We start from the raw sequence: 14999 nt of genomic DNA on the forward strand, positions 1-14999 counted from the left end.
GCATTTCTTGCGCAAACCGGGGGCAAAGAAACGAAAAATGGGGCCAAAGGCCCCATTTTTACTGCGGATTAAGCCGAAAAATCAGGCTTCGTCAGCATCGTCGCCTTCATCACGGGCGGCCGGGCGCACTGCGTCCTCATAGGACATGGCGCGCTCTTCCACCTTGGCGGCAGCCAAGATCAGATCGATCACTTGATCTTCCAGTACCGCCGCTTCAATTTGCTGAAGTTGCTGTTTGTTGCCGTAAACCCAGTCGATCAGCTCCTGCGGCTGCTCGTATTGGGAAGCAATTTCTTCCACCTGGGTGCGTACGCGCGCCTCATCCAGCTTCACATCGTTTTGCTCGATGATGCGACGCACGATCAGGCCCAAACGCACGGAGCGCTGCGCCTGCTCGGTGAACAGCTCCGCCGGCAGCATGCTCGGATCGAAGTTGCCGGCCTGGCCGCCAAACTGCTGCATCATCTGCTGGCGCATGCGTTGGATTTCACCATTCACCAGTGCGTTCGGCACGTCGAATTCGTGCTGCTTCACCAGTGACGCCATGGCCTGCTCTTTGACCTTGCCCTTCACGGCGTTCTTGAGCTCGCGCTCCATGTTCTTACGCACTTCCGCGCGCAGGCCGTCCATGTTGCCGTCTTCGATGCCGAACAGTTTCATGAACTCAGCGTCCACGTCCGGCAGCGTTTTGGCCTCGACCTTATTGACGGTGATTTCAAACTGAGCAGCCTGGCCTTTCAGGTTCTCGGCTTGGTAATCCTCAGGGAAGGTCACGTCGATAGTCTTGGTGTCACCGGCTTTCATGCCAACGATGCCGTCTTCAAAGCCCGGGATCATCTGGCCGGAGCCGAGTACCAGTTGCTGGCCCTTGGCAGTGCCGCCTTCGAACGCTTCACCGTTCAGGGAGCCGGCAAAGTCGATGTTGACGCGGTCGCCGTCAGCGGCAGCGCCGTCTTTTTCCTTGAACAGGGAACGCTGCTCGCGCAGGTTCTCGATCATTTTGTCGATGTCCGCATCGCCGATCTCAGCGTGCGGGCGCACCACCTGGATGCTGTCGAAACCGGCCAGCGTCACTTCCGGGTACACCTCGAAGGTGGCCACGAACTCAAGGTCCTTGCCAGCTTCGTTGACGGTCGGCTCGAAACGCGGCAGACCAGCCGGCTCAATGTTCTGCTCTTGGATCGCCTTGATGAACTGCTCACGCATCAGTTCTTCAGCAGCTTCGGCGCGCATGGCAGCGGCAAAGCGGCGCTTGACCTCAATCATCGGCACCTTGCCGGGACGGAAGCCGGGCAGACGCAGGTTCTTGCGTGCGTCCTGCAGGCGTGCATCCACCGCGGAGTCCAATTTCTCAGCGGGTACACCTGCCGTCAGCCGCCGTTCCAGTCCTGAAGTCGTTTCCACGGAAACCTGCATAACTTCCTCTTTTTCAAGGCATCAAAATATCGGGTTCGAGGGCATCGCTGCGACAGCTGCCCACAGAAGGGGCCGGATTATAACGGAAGGCGTGCAGCTGAGCTACACGGAGCAGAGACAAAAAAACCCGGCAATGCCGGGTTCTTTTGAATAGTGGGGTGGCTGACGGGACTTGAACCCGCGACCACCGGAGTCACAATCCGGGGCTCTACCAACTGAGCTACAGCCACCACTAAAACTTTCCAGCCAGACTCTGCCGTGTTTGGCACGCCTGGCAGGGTTCGAACCTGCAACCTACGGCTTAGAAGGCCGTTGCTCTATCCGATTGAGCTACAGGCGCGTTGTTCGTATTGCTCTGACGCCAATCGAATTGGTCGGGGAGGAGGGATTCGAACCCCCGACATCCTGCTCCCAAAGCAGGCGCGCTACCAGACTGCGCTACACCCCGATCGATCAACTCGAGCGAGGCGGCATAATACTGTCGCCCCCCGGGGTCGTCAACGGAAAACACCCGTAAATGAACCGGTTGGGCGCATTTTGCCCAAACTGATGGTTCCGTGCGAGAATCGCGCCCCTTGCACCGGCGTGCGCCGGTCCCTGCACCCTTCCCTTTTGTACACGCACTGAGCTCCGGAGACCTCACCGATGACCGCACTGGTTCTCGACGGCAAAGCCTTGGCAGCAGAATTTGAAGACGACATGCGCGCCCGCGTGGCGCAACTGAAGGCCCGGGCCAATGGTCGCACCCCGCAACTGGCCACTATTTTGGTCGGCGAGGACCCTGCGTCCGCCACCTACGTGAAGATGAAGGGCAACGCCTGCGAGCGCGTCGGCATGGGTTCCATCAAAGTGGAACTGCCCGCCTCTACCACTACCGCTGAACTGCTGGCCGCCATTGAAGAGCTGAACCGCGATCCGGACGTGCACGGCATCTTGCTGCAGCACCCGGTGCCATCCCAAATTGATGAGCGCGCCTGTTTTGACGCCATCGCGCTGGAAAAAGACGTGGACGGTGTGACCTGCCTCGGCTTCGGCCGCATGAGCATGGGCGAAGACGCCTACGGCTGCGCCACGCCGAAAGGCATCATGCGCCTGCTAGAACACTACCAAGTGCCGCTCTCTGGCCGCCACGCAGTAGTCGTGGGCCGCAGTCCGATCCTCGGCAAGCCGATGGCGATGATGCTGCTGGGCGCCAACGCTACCGTCACCATCTGCCATTCACGCACCGAGAACCTGGCCGATCACATTCGTCAGGCCGACATCGTCGTAGGCGCTGTCGGCAAGCCGGAGTTCATCAAGGCCGAATGGATCAAAGATGGCGCGGTGGTGGTCGATGCTGGCTATCACCCCGGCGGTGTTGGCGACATCGAACTCGGCCCGCTGACCGACCGCGTCAGCGCTTGGACCCCGGTGCCGGGCGGCGTCGGCCCGATGACTATTAATACCCTGATCTTCCAGACCCTCGCGGCCGGCGAGAAAGCCCTCGACTGAGTCTCGCAGCGCCATGAAAAAAGGCCCGCGATTGCGGGCCTTTTCATTACGTCGATCAATGGCCAGACGCTCAGCGCTCCAGCGCTGACCAGTGCATCATATCCACCATCGGCTGGAACACCTGACCCGCTTCATGGCGATCGTGAATCTCGTCACGGTCATTGCTGCGGCGCACCAGCACCACATAGCGATCATGCACCAGCCCCAGCAGCTCGGCGCTGGTGACCGTTTCCTCCTGCGACCAGCCACCGCCGACTAACGCATCCGCACCAACCTCGATCACCAGCGGCAGAAACCGCTCGCCGCCGATCACGTCTAGAATCGCCGGCTCCTGCAGCGAACGCTCGGCGCTTTCACGCAGCGCCGCCACCGAACCGCCGGTCAACTCGCGCGCCAGCGTCATGCTGGTCTGCCAAGCCTCTTGCGGCCCCTTACCCAGGGCCGCCAACTCATCCGGCACCGGGCGACGAGTGTCTTGAATCGAGAACACCACATAGTGGTCGTCATCGCCGTAATAGTGCTCGACCCGGCCGGCATGGCAATTGCGAGCAGTGAAACCAACCCCGTCCGGCCGTTCACCGGTGGATGGCAGCACCGCCACCAGCGGCTCGCCGGCGCAGCTGTCGTCACCCTCACCCCCGCCTGGTCCTTCCGGCGCCGGGACCGGCAGCGGATCACTGCACGCCGCCAGCGCCGCCATCAACACCCACCCGCCCCATGCTTTCGCGTTGCGTACCATGCCAACCCCCACCCGTTTTTGATCCATCCCTGTACGTCCGGCGTCGATCGTCAGAACGACTCACGCAGCCCCACGGTACGGTTGAACAGCGGCGCCGCGTCGGTACTGTCCGGGTCAGCACAGAAGTAGCCTTCGCGCTCGAACTGGAAGCGGCTTTCTGGTGCCACCGAGATGTTCGGTTCCACCCGCGCCTCGGCACACAGCGTCAGCGACGCCGGGTTGATCGCCGCCAAGAAGCCGCCTTCCGCCTTGTCCGGATTTTCTTCGGTGAACAGCCGGTCGTAGAGGCGCACCGAGCAGGCACGGGACAAGGTTGCCGGGACCCAGTGGATGACGCCGCGCGGCTTGCGTCCTTCCGGATTCTTGCCGAGCGTATCGGGGTCGTAGCTGCCGATGATCTCAATGATCTCGCCATCAGCGTCGCGCACGATCTCTTCGGCCTTGACCACATAGCCGTAGCGCAGCCGAACTTCGTCACCCAGCACCAGCCGCTTGAACTTCTTGTTGGCTTCCTCGAGGAAGTCTTCGCGGTCAATGAATACTTCACGCTCCATCGGGATGCTGCGCGTGCCCATGCTTTCATCCTGCGGATGGTTCGGCGCCACCAGCTGCTCCACATGGCCCTCCGGCCAGTTGCGCAGCACCAGCTTTAGTGGCCGCAGTACACACATGGCGCGCGGCGCGTTGGTGTTGAGGTCGTCACGGATCGCGGCTTCCAGCATGCCCATGTCCACAATCGACCCCGCCCGGGACACACCGACCATGTCGCAGAAGCGGCGGATCGAGGCGGCGGTGTAGCCGCGCCGACGCAGGCCGGAAATGGTCGGCATACGCGGATCATCCCAACCCTCCACGTGGCGCTCATCCACCAGCTGCTTGAGTTTGCGCTTGCTGGTCACCGAGGCATTTAGGTTCAAGCGTGCGAACTCGTACTGACGCGGCCGCGCCGGCAGCAGGTCGCGGCCACGCAGGTAACCTTCCAGATGATCCAGCGTCCAGTCGTACAGCGGACGGTGATCTTCGAATTCCAGCGTACACAGGCTGTGGGTGATGCCTTCCAGCGCATCCGAGATCGGATGGGTGAAGTCATACATCGGATACACGCACCAACGGTCGCCAGTCTGGTGGTGGGTCACTTTGCGGATCCGGTACAGCACCGGGTCGCGCATGTTCATGTTCGGCGACTGCATGTCGATGCGGGCGCGCAGCACCGCTGCACCGTCGTCAAATTCACCGGCGCGCATGCGCTCCATCAACGCCAGACTGTCCTCGGCACTGCGCTCGCGGTGCGGGCTATTCTGGCCTGGGCGCTTAAAGTCGCCGCGCTGCTCGGCAATCTGCTCCGCCGACTGAGTGTCGACATAGGCCAGCCCTTGGCGCACCAGTTCCAATGCGCAGTCATAGAGGATGTCGAAGTAATCGGAGGCGTAACGCACCTCGCCGTCCCACTGGCCGCCGAGCCATTGCACGTCTTCCATAATGGAGCGCACATACTCCTCGGATTCCTTCTCCGGGTTGGTGTCGTCGAAACGCAGGTGACACAGGCCCTGGTAGCTCTCCGCCAAACCGAAGTTGAGGCAGATCGATTTGGCGTGGCCAATGTGCAGATAACCGTTGGGCTCCGGCGGGAAACGGGTCACCACCTTGCCTTCGTTCTTACCCTCCGCCAGGTCACGATCAATGATCTGACGGATGAAATTCGTCGGTACTTCAATGGAGTCTGTCATGCGCGTATGAGTGCCCTGTGGCAGGAAGCGGCAAGCGAATAGGGATTGGCAGGCCGGAGTAGATTTCCGGTTTTCGAGGCGGCTAGTGTACAGTGCGGCCCTTACCAGTCAAAGCTTGGAGGGACGGTCCCATGAAGGCCGCACTGAACACCACCTACGGCACCATCGTCATCCGCCTGGAGACCGAAAAAGCTCCGGAAACCGCCGCCAACTTCGCTCAATATGTGCGCGACGGCTTCTACAACGGCACCATCTTCCACCGCGTCATCGGCAACTTCATGATCCAGGGCGGCGGCTTCACCGACGCCATGGAACAGAAGACCACCCGTGCCAACATCCAGAACGAGTCTGCCAACGGCCTGTCCAACGTGACTGGTACCGTGGCCATGGCACGCACCCCGGATCCGCACTCTGCTTCCGCCCAGTTCTTTATCAACGTGGCCGACAACTTGTTCCTCGACAAAGCACGTTCCCAGGACGGCTGGGGCTACTGCGTGTTCGGTGAGGTGGTAGAAGGCATGGACGTAGTCAACAAGATCAAGGCCGTCGCCACCGGTCGCAACGGCTTCCACCAAGACGTCCCCACCGAGCCGGTGCTGATCGAAAGCGCCACTTTGATCGAAGAGTGATCGGCGGCGCCGGGTTGCCGGCGCCCTGCTCTGCTGCCAAGGAGAATCTGATGCGCGCACTGCTGTTTGCTTTGGCCCTGCTCGGCCCGCTGGCGGCGGCCTACGCCGACACCCGGGTGATTATGGACACCTCCGAGGGGCAGGTTGTGATCGCCCTCGAAGACGAGAAAGCCCCTAACACCGTCGCCAACTTCCTTACTTATGTGGACGACAAGTTCTACGATGGCACGGTATTCCACCGCGTCATTCCCCGCTTCATGATTCAGGGCGGCGGCTTCACCAAGGGCGATCGCGGCTACCTGCAGAAGGACACCCGTGCGTCGATTGACAATGAAGCCGACAACGGTCTGCGCAACCAGCGCGGCACCCTGGCCATGGCACGCACCAACGACCCGCACTCCGCCACCGCCCAGTTCTTCATTAATACGGTGGATAACCGCGCTCTGGATTTCCGCGCTAAGAGCGGCCCAGGTTGGGGCTACACCGTATTCGGCCGAGTGGTGGAAGGCATGGACGTGGTCGACCGCATCAGCGCCACGCCCACCGGACGTGGCATGCTGGAAGGCTACCCGACGGGTGACGTACCAATGCGCGCCATCGAAATCCGCTCTATCCGCCGCGACAACGCGGCTGACGAAAGCGCGCAAGTGGCTGGCGAGAGCGCACAATGAGAGCGAGTCTGATGCGTATACTGCTGGTTGTTCTGGCCTTACTTGGACCGCTGACGGCGCAGGCCGAAAGACGAGTGGTCATGGAAACCTCCGAGGGCCGAGTGGTCATTGCCCTAGAAGAACTGAAGGCGCCCTACACCGTCCGCAGCTTCCTCGCCTATGTGAACAGCAGGTTCTACGACAACACCCTGTTTCACCGCGTCATTCCAGACTTCATGATTCAGGGCGGCGGCATGACGCTGAACCATAAAGGTGGCTTGCATGAGAAGACGACGTCACTGCCGCCAGTGAGAAACGAAGCCGACAATGGCCTACGTAACCGACGCGGCACCGTGGCCATGGCGCGTGGCAGAGACCCGCACTCTGGCAGGGCACAGTTCTTTATCAACACGACGAATAACCCTTCTCTCGATTTTCGTGGCAAGAACGATGATGAGTGGGGCTACGCTGTGTTCGGCCGGGTGATCGAAGGGATGGACGTCGTTGACCGGATCAGCGCCACCCCCACCGATGCTTTCCTTATCGGGCGGCTTAAGATAACCGACATTCCGGTTACGCCGGTCTATATTTCAAGCATCAGCGAGATTTGGAATTGAACTACAGCCTACTGGTCTCTGATCTGCATCTGGACGCAGAGCGCCCGCAGCATCTGGCCGCGCTCAAGCGTCTACTGGCCGACCATGCGGGCCAATGTGACACGCTTTATGTGCTCGGTGATTTGTTTGAAACCTGGATTGGCGATGACGACGACAGCGCCTTCAATCTGGACGCTGTCGCTGCTTTTCGCGCGTTCAGCGACAAAGGCAGCAAGCTGTTCTTCCTGCACGGCAACCGTGACTTCCTGCTGGGCGCACAATTTGCCGCCCAGACCGGCGGCACCATGCTGGAGGAAGGCACGGTGGTGGACCTCTACGGCACCCCAGTGCTGCTGATGCACGGCGACAACTTGTGCACGCTGGACGAGAAATACATGGCATTTCGCGCCCAAGTGCGCGATCCAGCTTGGCAGGCCGACATGCTCGCCAAACCGCTGGAGCAGCGCCGCATGATCGCACAGATGCTGCGCATGCAAAGCCAGCAGAACAACGCCAATAAAGCCGAGAACATCATGGATGTAACCCCGGCCGAAGTGGTACGCACCATGGAAGCAGCCGGCGTTGCGGAGTTGATCCATGGCCACACTCATCGCCCTGCGGTACACGAAGTGCGCCTTACACGCGGCACCGGGCGCCGCTGGGTATTGGGCGATTGGAATGACACCGGTTGGTTGATCCGCGCTGATGCCACCGGTCAGCTGGCACTGGAAGAGTTCGCGCTGGCCCCCTGAGCAGGCACTCTCAAGCACCCACAACAACGCCCCGGCGGGACACCCGCCGGGGCGTTGTTGTATCAGGCACCGATCAGCTCTGAATCAGGGCGCCTCCACCAGTGTTGGCGCGACGCTACCTACCGCCACCGCACCCTGACCCAGGATGAAACTGACCACCTGGGCTTGCATCTCACCGGTCACCAAGATTTCGGCTTGATCTGCCATATTAGTGGGCTGCATCAACGAGCTGTGCCCACCGGCAATCATTTTGATCAGGCTGTGCGGCTGACTCGACTGCCCGACGCCAATCTGTTGCGCATCAAGCAGACTCGCCAAGCCCGCAGTGCCGGCCAAGGGCGCATCCGTCACGCTGTTTGGCACCACCTGGTCACCTTTCACCTGCTGCAGCACTACCGGCACCCCCAGCCCTTTCAGTACACCCGCAAAGTTAACCGGATCACCGGAATCCACCATGCTCTGGGCGGCATAAATAAACCGCTCGAAGTTGGACGTACCCTGGTGCACACCAGCCTGGGCCAGCCCCCCAATAATGGTCGGGCCAAAGGAATCGGACGCCAACAGCACCTGGGTCAACTGTGCCCCACCCACCGATGCCAACACGCCCTTATAGGAGTGCAGCGCCGGCTGCATGCCGGCCTGAACATGTGCGCCGATGGCCAATTCATTCACTGTGGCCGCTACCGTGCCGATCATACTGCCGAGCGACACACCGACCAGGTAAAGCTGATCGAGATCCAGCGTGCCCAACTGGGCGCTAGCCAGTGCCCCATTCAACGCCGGCAGACTGGCATTGAGGTTAAGCAAGTCCATTACCCCTTGGCGCAGGTTGTCGCGGGTATTGGCCAACACCGGCAAGTTGATGAACTGACTACCGGACGCCTCGCCGAAATGTCGCTCGGTGATCGTGACGCCCGGATAGGCGCCTTGGAATTGGGCGGCGTTCAAAGGACTGCTGGCCGCGGCACCATGGAGCGGCAGATCAATGGCCACGGTAGCGATGCAGTTGTCCGCCAAGGTGTAGGCCAACAAGGCGGCACTGGTACGGTCCGAGGTGATGCCATGCACATACAGCGCCACCGGGTAACCGTCCTGCTGCGCGAAGTTCGCGTCACAGTCGGCGCCAGCGCTGGACACATGCCCGGCATTGGGTAGCACCAGCTGCAATGGCACCGTCTGCTGGGAGCGCTCGGCGGCGAATGGGTAACGGTAGGTCACGTTGTAGCTGCCATCTTTGTCGGCCGGCGGCAGCGGATCCCCTCCCGCCCCAGCACCGAGGATGGCGCCCAGCGTCGTATCCGCGGTCCACGGCTGCTGGGTATAGGCCGGGTTGTCCGCCGGGTTATCGAGGTAGTAAGGCAGCGTGATGTGGCCGGTGAAGAGCTGGCTCTGACCAAGCTGCGCCACCGGAGCCCCAGCAATCAGGTTGAGGGCGCCGCCGAGGTCCACACTAGCCTGCGCCGACAGCCCCAGCGCGCGCGGCACCGGCGTACTGAGCGTATGCAGGGTATTGATCAGCTGTAGGTTGCCGACCGCCGTGGCCTGATCCATGCCGCGATCCATCATAGTTTTCAGCAACGCGGGGGCCGGCGCCGCCATGCCCACCAAGGGCGTCACCGGATCGGTGGTGGTGAAGCTGTAAGACAACACCAGGCTGTCGGCGGCCTCGGCCGGTGTCACGGCACCGCCGCTACCCGCGGCAATCGCCTGGCTACCGATCAACTCCCACCCCTTCACCAACGTGCCGACGGTGGCCAGCGAGCCGGACGGCTTGAAGCTGGTGCCCTTGAGCGCGTTGTAAGTCCAAGACGCGGTAAGCGGCTCGCCCTGCTGGTCGACGATGTTGTTGGTCAGCAGCACCAGGTACTTGGTGGCAGCCTTCAGTGGCTGCTGCGGCGTTACCCGAATCACGTTGTCCTGCCCGCCATCCTGCGACAGCACCGTGGTGGCGATGTTCACCACGCCCGCCACGCCAGCAATGTTGGACGGATCAAGCACTTCGCCATTGGAGGCCAGTTCCAGCAGCAGCACGGTCTGGCCCGGCAACACCGACGCAGGATTGACCCCGCCCGACAACAAGATGTCGAACGGTGCGTTGGTGGAGAAGCCGTCCAGCCGGTTCAATGCCGCCACCACCGGGTTATCTGGCGCACCAGCGTGGGCGGTGCCATCAAAGGCCGTACCCAATTCCGCAGCGGGAGACAGGAAAATCAGGTCGTTATTGAACGGTAATTGCGATGCCGCCGGGTCGAAAATCGGGTGGGTGCCGGGCTGGAAGGTGGCGTGGTCCCATTGCGGCGGTGTGGTGCGGACTTTACTGTCGCCGCCACAGCCAACCAGAGTCATCGCCAATAATGGCAAACATGCCAAAGACGCGCGGGTAATAGTCATAACGTGCCTCACTCAGGCGGAGCGATGTGTTTATTGTGATGGTTGTATCGCGATGCAGTGGGCACCGAGGAGCCACCGCATTTCAGCAGCATAGCCACCGTTACCGGCTGGCGGCAAGCGAGCATTCATGCCGTTCGGACGCTGGCAGGCGCGCCCGGTCCGGTATCAGTTCAGCTACTCGCCGGCGGGCCCGAATGGAAGCGGAGTTCTTGGTCCGGGGATTCGATGAGGATTTTTTCCTGCGCTTGAAAGAAAGCAATACGTTCTTCAATCGGCGTTGGTGCATACCGCCGCGCCAGCGCTAGATAATCCTCGAAATGGCGGGATTCGCTTTTAAGCAAGAAGCGGTAATAACGACCCAGCTCTTCATCCATATGCGGTGCCAACGCGGCAAAACGTTCACAGGAGCGCGCTTCGATCAGCGCACCGATAATGAGGATATCCACCAACCGGTTCGGCTCATCATGGCGGGCATGCGCGCGCAGTCCGGCGGCGTAGCGTGACGGGCTCAGGAGACCATAGGTTATGCCGCGCTTGCGCAGCAGCGCCAATACTTGTTCGAAATGGAGCAACTCTTCGCGCGCCAGTCGGCTGAGAGCGGCCAGCAAGTCGGGCCGGTCGTTATAGCGGAACATCAGATTGAGCGCCGTGGACGCGGCTTTTTTCTCGCAGTGCGCATGATCAATCAACAGCAGCTGCTGATTCGCCAGCGCCCAGTCGACCCATGCCTGCGGCGTGGCACAAGGCAGGAAAGCCTGCACAGCAGAAAGATCGGTCATCGAGGTACATCCGGCAGTTGGCAAAAGGCCGGCAGTATACAGCTTGGCGACGCAACTTGGCCGTACGGGATCGCCGCCGCATAATGTGCGCCCTTTGCTTGCTGTCGGGGGTCCCACATGGGCCGCTCTTCTTCGCCGCGTGTACGACACCTCAAAGGTCGTCTGGCTGCCGGTGTCCTCAAAATGATTGGCGTCCTACCGATGCGGCTGAACCGCTGGCTGGGACGCACTCTGGGCTGGTTGGCTTGGGTGCTGCCCAGCCCAGATCGTCGCATTGCTGAAATTAACCTGCAGCTGTGCTTGCCGGAACTCTCAGCGTCTGAGCAGCGGCGACTGTTACGGCAAACGCTGACCCAAAGCGGACTCGCCCTAGCAGAGTCTGCCTTTGTCTGGCAGCGTCCCGATGAAGCCGTTGCTTTAGTGCAGCAAGTGAGTGGCTATGAGGCGCTGACCGAGGCATTGGAGCAAGGCCACTCGGTACTATTGCTGGCCCCCCATTACGGCTGCTGGGAGGTGCTCAACTTCTGGTTGGCGCAACGGGTCACCATCCATGCCCTATTCAATCCGTCTGGTCTGCCGGCCTTGGACGAATTAATTCAACGCAGTCGCCAGCACTATGGCTCAACGGTCTACCCCGCCACTGCGCGCGGCCTTGGCGGCTTGATACGCGCATTGCGGCAGGCGCCCGCGGTGACCGGCATCCTGCCCGATCAAGTTCCGGAGCGCGGCAGCGGCCGGTTTGTGCCGTTCTTCGGACAGCCCGCTTACACCGCTACGCTGGCAGTGAAAATGGTGCAGCAACTGAATGCGCGCGTATTTGTCGCCTCAGCGCGCAGACTGCCCGGCGGGGGCTATCATGTGGAATTTAGCGCACCAGAACCCGGCCTCTACGAGACCGATCTGGACACGGCTCTGACGGCATTGAATCTCAGCCTGGAAACATTGATCCGTACCGATCCATCGCAGTACATGTGGTCTTACAAACGCTTCCGCCGCACTCCTCCAGGGGCGCGCAAGGTGTACCAATAAGGAACAATCCGGCATTCCCGTGCCGGTGGCCCCTTCCGAAACGGAAGCCAAACGGCTATAATCCGCGCGCCGTAATAACCCCGAAATTCACCCCAAGCTTTTGATTTCCAAAAGAAATCAATCCAAGACTGACGAGGGATGCGCTGTGCTCGAAGCTTATCGCAAACATGTGGAAGAGCGCGCTGCTCAAGGCGTGCCGCCCAAACCGCTCAATGAACAGCAAGTAGCCGAACTGGTTGAGCTGCTGAAAAACCCGCCCAAAGGCGAAGAAGAGTTCCTGCTCGACCTGCTGAGCAACCGTGTGCCGCCGGGTGTGGACCAAGCCGCTTACGTGAAGGCTGCCTTCCTGGCTGCGGTCGCCAAGGGCACCGCACAGTCCCCGCTGATTGACCGCGCACTGGCCACCCGCCTGCTCGGCACCATGCAAGGTGGTTACAACGTTGAACCGCTGGTAGACCTGTTGGACGACGCCGAAGTCGGCGAACTGGCTGCCGAAGCGCTCAAGCACACCCTGCTGGTGTTCGACGCGTTCCACGATGTGGCCGAGAAATCCAAGGCCGGCAACGCCAACGCCAAAGCAGTAGTAGATTCCTGGGCCGCCGGTGAGTGGTTCACCAGCAAGCCGGAGGTCGCCGAGAAAATGACCCTGACCGTGTTCAAGGTCACCGGCGAAACCAACACTGACGATCTGTCCCCGGCCCAAGACGCTTGGAGCCGCCCGGACATCCCGCTGCACGCCAACGCCATGCTCAAGAACGAGCGCGATGGCATCAAGCCGGAACAACCCGGTGAAGTGGGCCCGATCAGCCAGCTCGAAGCTCTGAAAGCCAAGGGCCACACCGTTGCCTACGTCGGCGACGTGGTCGGCACCGGTTCGTCCCGCAAATCCGCCACCAACTCGGTGCTGTGGTTCACCGGCGACGACATTCCCAACGTGCCGAACAAGCGCCAGGGCGGCGTCTGCATCGGCGGTAAGATTGCCCCGATCTTCTTCAACACCATGGAAGATTCCGGCGCACTGCCGTTCGAAGCCGATGTGACCCAACTGAACATGGGCGACGTGATCGACGTGTTCCCCTACGCCGGCAAAATCACCCGCCACGGCACCGACGACGTGCTCAGCACCTTCGAGCTGAAGTCTCAGGTGCTGCTGGACGAAGTCCGCGCTGGCGGCCGCATCAACCTGATCATTGGCCGTGGCCTGACCGCCAAAGCCCGTGAGTTCCTCGGTCTGGGCGAGTCCGACCTGTTCCGCAAGCCGCAACAACCGGCGGACACCGGCAAGGGTTACACCCTGGCCCAGAAGATGGTCGGCAAGGCCTGCGGCATGGACGGCGTCCGTCCGGGCATGTACTGCGAGCCGAAAATGACCACCGTAGGCTCCCAGGACACCACCGGTCCAATGACCCGTGACGAACTGAAAGACCTCGCCTGCCTCGGCTTCTCCGCCGACCTGGTGATGCAGTCGTTCTGCCACACTGCGGCTTACCCGAAGCCGGTTGACGTGGAAACCCACCACACCCTGCCGGACTTCATCATGAACCGTGGCGGTGTGTCGCTGCGTCCGGGCGACGGCATCATCCACTCTTGGCTGAACCGCATGCTGCTGCCGGATACCGTTGGCACCGGCGGCGACTCGCACACCCGCTTCCCGCTCGGCATTTCGTTCCCGGCCGGTTCCGGCTTGGTAGCCTTTGCCGCGGCCACCGGCGTCATGCCGCTGGACATGCCGGAATCGGTACTGGTGCGTTTCAAGGGCGAGATGCAACCGGGCATCACCCTGCGTGACCTGGTTCATGCGATCCCCTACTACGCCATCCAGCGCGGCATGCTGACGGTGGAAAAAGCCGGCAAGAAGAACGTCTTCAACGGCCGCATCCTTGAGATCGAAGGTCTTGAGAGCCTGACCGTAGAGCAAGCGTTCGAATTGTCCGACGCCTCCGCTGAGCGCTCTGCCGCCGGCTGCACCATCACCCTCTCCGAAGAGAGCGTGAAGGAGTACCTGACCTCCAACATCACACTGCTGAAATGGATGATCTCCAACGGTTACGGCGACGCCCGTACCCTGGAGCGCCGCATTGGCAAGATGGAAGAGTGGCTGGCTAACCCGTCACTGATGCGTGCCGACGCCGACGCCGAATACGCCGAAGTGATCGAGATCGACCTGGCCGAGATCAAAGAGCCGATCCTGTGCTGCCCGAACGACCCGGACGATGCCAAACTGCTGTCCCAGGTTGCCGGCGACAAGATCGACGAAGTGTTCATCGGTTCTTGCATGACCAACATTGGTCACTTCCGTGCTGCCGGTAAACTGCTGGAGAAGGTACCGGGCGGCTCGCTGACCACCCGTCTGTGGCTGGCTCCGCCGACCAAGATGGATCAGCGCCAACTGTCCGACGAAGGCTACTACAACATCTACGGCCGCGCCGGTGCGCGCACCGAGATGCCGGGCTGTTCACTGTGCATGGGCAACCAAGCCCGTGTGGCACCGAACACCACTGTGGTCTCCACCTCCACCCGTAACTTCCCCAACCGCTTGGGCCAAGGCGCCAACGTTTACCTGGCTTCTGCGGAACTGGCATCGGTTGCGGCAGTGATCGGTCGCCTGCCGACCCCGGAAGAGTACATGGGCTACGCAGCAGACCTGGACTCCATGTCCGGCGAAATCTACCGCTACCTGAACTTCGATCGCATGAGCGATTACCAGGAAGCGGCAGACAGCGTGAAGATTCCGGTGGCCCAGTCCAACTGAATCAAGCGTTGATCGCAGCTACAAAAAAACCCGCTTCGGCGGGTTTTT

12 protein-coding genes and 3 tRNA genes are annotated in these 14999 nt (G+C 61.2%); 7 read left to right on the forward strand and 8 right to left on the reverse strand.

Features of this window, described 5'->3' with window-relative positions; translation table 11 throughout:
- Nucleotides 1-81 precede the first annotated feature (81 nt).
- The 4 genes from tig to AB5I84_RS07850 form a co-directional block, all read right to left on the reverse strand.
- Entirely contained in the window at nucleotides 82-1416 is a 1335-nt protein-coding gene (gene tig, locus AB5I84_RS07835; protein WP_369455299.1) for a trigger factor, read from the reverse strand.
- Between the two features lie 154 nt (nucleotides 1417-1570).
- Nucleotides 1571-1646 (reverse strand) — tRNA-His (locus AB5I84_RS07840).
- 33 nt (nucleotides 1647-1679) lie between these two features.
- Nucleotides 1680-1756 (reverse strand) — tRNA-Arg (locus AB5I84_RS07845).
- 31 nt (nucleotides 1757-1787) lie between these two features.
- Nucleotides 1788-1864: transfer RNA gene (locus AB5I84_RS07850), tRNA-Pro, on the reverse strand.
- Between the two features lie 197 nt (nucleotides 1865-2061).
- On the opposite strand from AB5I84_RS07850, the gene folD reads away from it, so the two are divergent.
- Nucleotides 2062-2907: a bifunctional methylenetetrahydrofolate dehydrogenase/methenyltetrahydrofolate cyclohydrolase FolD gene (folD, locus tag AB5I84_RS07855; RefSeq protein WP_369455300.1), complete on the forward strand. Its 846-nt coding sequence runs from the start codon at nucleotides 2062-2064 to the stop codon at nucleotides 2905-2907.
- Between the two features lie 70 nt (nucleotides 2908-2977).
- On the opposite strand, the gene AB5I84_RS07860 is transcribed toward folD, so the two are convergent.
- Together AB5I84_RS07860 and AB5I84_RS07865 are read right to left on the reverse strand one after the other, a co-directional pair.
- A complete protein-coding gene (locus AB5I84_RS07860) occupies nucleotides 2978-3646 on the reverse strand; it encodes a hypothetical protein (protein ID WP_369455301.1) in 669 nt (222 codons plus the stop codon).
- A gap of 50 nt (nucleotides 3647-3696) precedes the next feature.
- Nucleotides 3697-5373: a glutamine--tRNA ligase/YqeY domain fusion protein gene (locus AB5I84_RS07865; protein ID WP_369455302.1), complete on the reverse strand. Its 1677-nt coding sequence runs from the start codon at nucleotides 5371-5373 to the stop codon at nucleotides 3697-3699.
- A gap of 131 nt (nucleotides 5374-5504) precedes the next feature.
- Here AB5I84_RS07865 and AB5I84_RS07870 point away from each other — a divergent pair, with 131 nt between their 5' ends.
- Genes AB5I84_RS07870 through AB5I84_RS07885 form a run of 4 tightly spaced genes read left to right on the forward strand, consistent with a single transcriptional unit; the run spans nucleotide 5505 to nucleotide 8000 of the window.
- Complete coding sequence (locus tag AB5I84_RS07870) at nucleotides 5505-6002, forward strand: peptidylprolyl isomerase (RefSeq protein ID WP_369455303.1); 498 nt, start codon at nucleotides 5505-5507, stop codon at nucleotides 6000-6002.
- Between the two features lie 50 nt (nucleotides 6003-6052).
- Nucleotides 6053-6673, forward strand: coding sequence for a peptidylprolyl isomerase (locus tag AB5I84_RS07875; protein WP_369455304.1), 621 nt, complete (start codon nucleotides 6053-6055; stop codon nucleotides 6671-6673).
- Nucleotides 6674-6684: 11 nt separating this feature from the next.
- A complete protein-coding gene (locus AB5I84_RS07880) occupies nucleotides 6685-7269 on the forward strand; it encodes a peptidylprolyl isomerase (RefSeq protein WP_369455305.1) in 585 nt (194 codons plus the stop codon).
- Entirely contained in the window at nucleotides 7266-8000 is a 735-nt protein-coding gene (locus AB5I84_RS07885) for a UDP-2,3-diacylglucosamine diphosphatase (protein WP_369455306.1), read from the forward strand. Before AB5I84_RS07880 ends, AB5I84_RS07885 begins: the two co-directional genes overlap by 4 nt.
- A gap of 84 nt (nucleotides 8001-8084) precedes the next feature.
- Here AB5I84_RS07885 and AB5I84_RS07890 read toward each other — a convergent pair whose 3' ends face one another.
- Together AB5I84_RS07890 and AB5I84_RS07895 are read right to left on the reverse strand one after the other, a co-directional pair.
- Nucleotides 8085-10391, reverse strand: coding sequence for a hypothetical protein (locus AB5I84_RS07890; RefSeq protein WP_369455307.1), 2307 nt, complete (start codon nucleotides 10389-10391; stop codon nucleotides 8085-8087).
- Between the two features lie 170 nt (nucleotides 10392-10561).
- Entirely contained in the window at nucleotides 10562-11170 is a 609-nt protein-coding gene (locus AB5I84_RS07895) for a MiaE family protein (protein WP_369455308.1), read from the reverse strand.
- 117 nt (nucleotides 11171-11287) lie between these two features.
- Between AB5I84_RS07895 and AB5I84_RS07900 the strand changes: the two genes are divergently transcribed.
- Nucleotides 11288-12199, forward strand: a complete 912-nt coding sequence (locus AB5I84_RS07900; RefSeq protein ID WP_369455309.1) for a lysophospholipid acyltransferase family protein — start codon at nucleotides 11288-11290, stop codon at nucleotides 12197-12199.
- A gap of 145 nt (nucleotides 12200-12344) precedes the next feature.
- Nucleotides 12345-14951, forward strand: coding sequence for a bifunctional aconitate hydratase 2/2-methylisocitrate dehydratase (gene acnB, locus AB5I84_RS07905; protein WP_369455310.1), 2607 nt, complete (start codon nucleotides 12345-12347; stop codon nucleotides 14949-14951).
- The last annotated feature ends 48 nt before the right edge of the window (nucleotides 14952-14999 follow it).

This window comes from Alcanivorax sp. REN37 (assembly GCF_041102775.1).
GTDB lineage: Bacteria > Pseudomonadota > Gammaproteobacteria > Pseudomonadales > Alcanivoracaceae > Isoalcanivorax > Isoalcanivorax beigongshangi.

What these genes read in the sequence shown, in the direction of transcription:
- AB5I84_RS07860 (WP_369455301.1), bottom strand. Translation starts at nt 3,646, where the DNA reads ATGGTACGCAACGCGAAAGCATGGGGCGGGTGGGTGTTGATGGCGGCG.
- AB5I84_RS07900 (WP_369455309.1), top strand. Translation starts at nt 11,288, where the DNA reads ATGGGCCGCTCTTCTTCGCCGCGTGTACGACACCTCAAAGGTCGTCTG.
- AB5I84_RS07870 (WP_369455303.1), top strand. Translation starts at nt 5,505, where the DNA reads ATGAAGGCCGCACTGAACACCACCTACGGCACCATCGTCATCCGCCTG.
- AB5I84_RS07895 (WP_369455308.1), bottom strand. Translation starts at nt 11,170, where the DNA reads ATGACCGATCTTTCTGCTGTGCAGGCTTTCCTGCCTTGTGCCACGCCG.
- AB5I84_RS07890 (WP_369455307.1), bottom strand. Translation starts at nt 10,391, where the DNA reads ATGACTATTACCCGCGCGTCTTTGGCATGTTTGCCATTATTGGCGATG.
- AB5I84_RS07880 (WP_369455305.1), top strand. Translation starts at nt 6,685, where the DNA reads ATGCGTATACTGCTGGTTGTTCTGGCCTTACTTGGACCGCTGACGGCG.
- AB5I84_RS07865 (WP_369455302.1), bottom strand. Translation starts at nt 5,373, where the DNA reads ATGACAGACTCCATTGAAGTACCGACGAATTTCATCCGTCAGATCATT.
- folD (WP_369455300.1), top strand. Translation starts at nt 2,062, where the DNA reads ATGACCGCACTGGTTCTCGACGGCAAAGCCTTGGCAGCAGAATTTGAA.
- tig (WP_369455299.1), bottom strand. Translation starts at nt 1,416, where the DNA reads ATGCAGGTTTCCGTGGAAACGACTTCAGGACTGGAACGGCGGCTGACG.
- AB5I84_RS07875 (WP_369455304.1), top strand. Translation starts at nt 6,053, where the DNA reads ATGCGCGCACTGCTGTTTGCTTTGGCCCTGCTCGGCCCGCTGGCGGCG.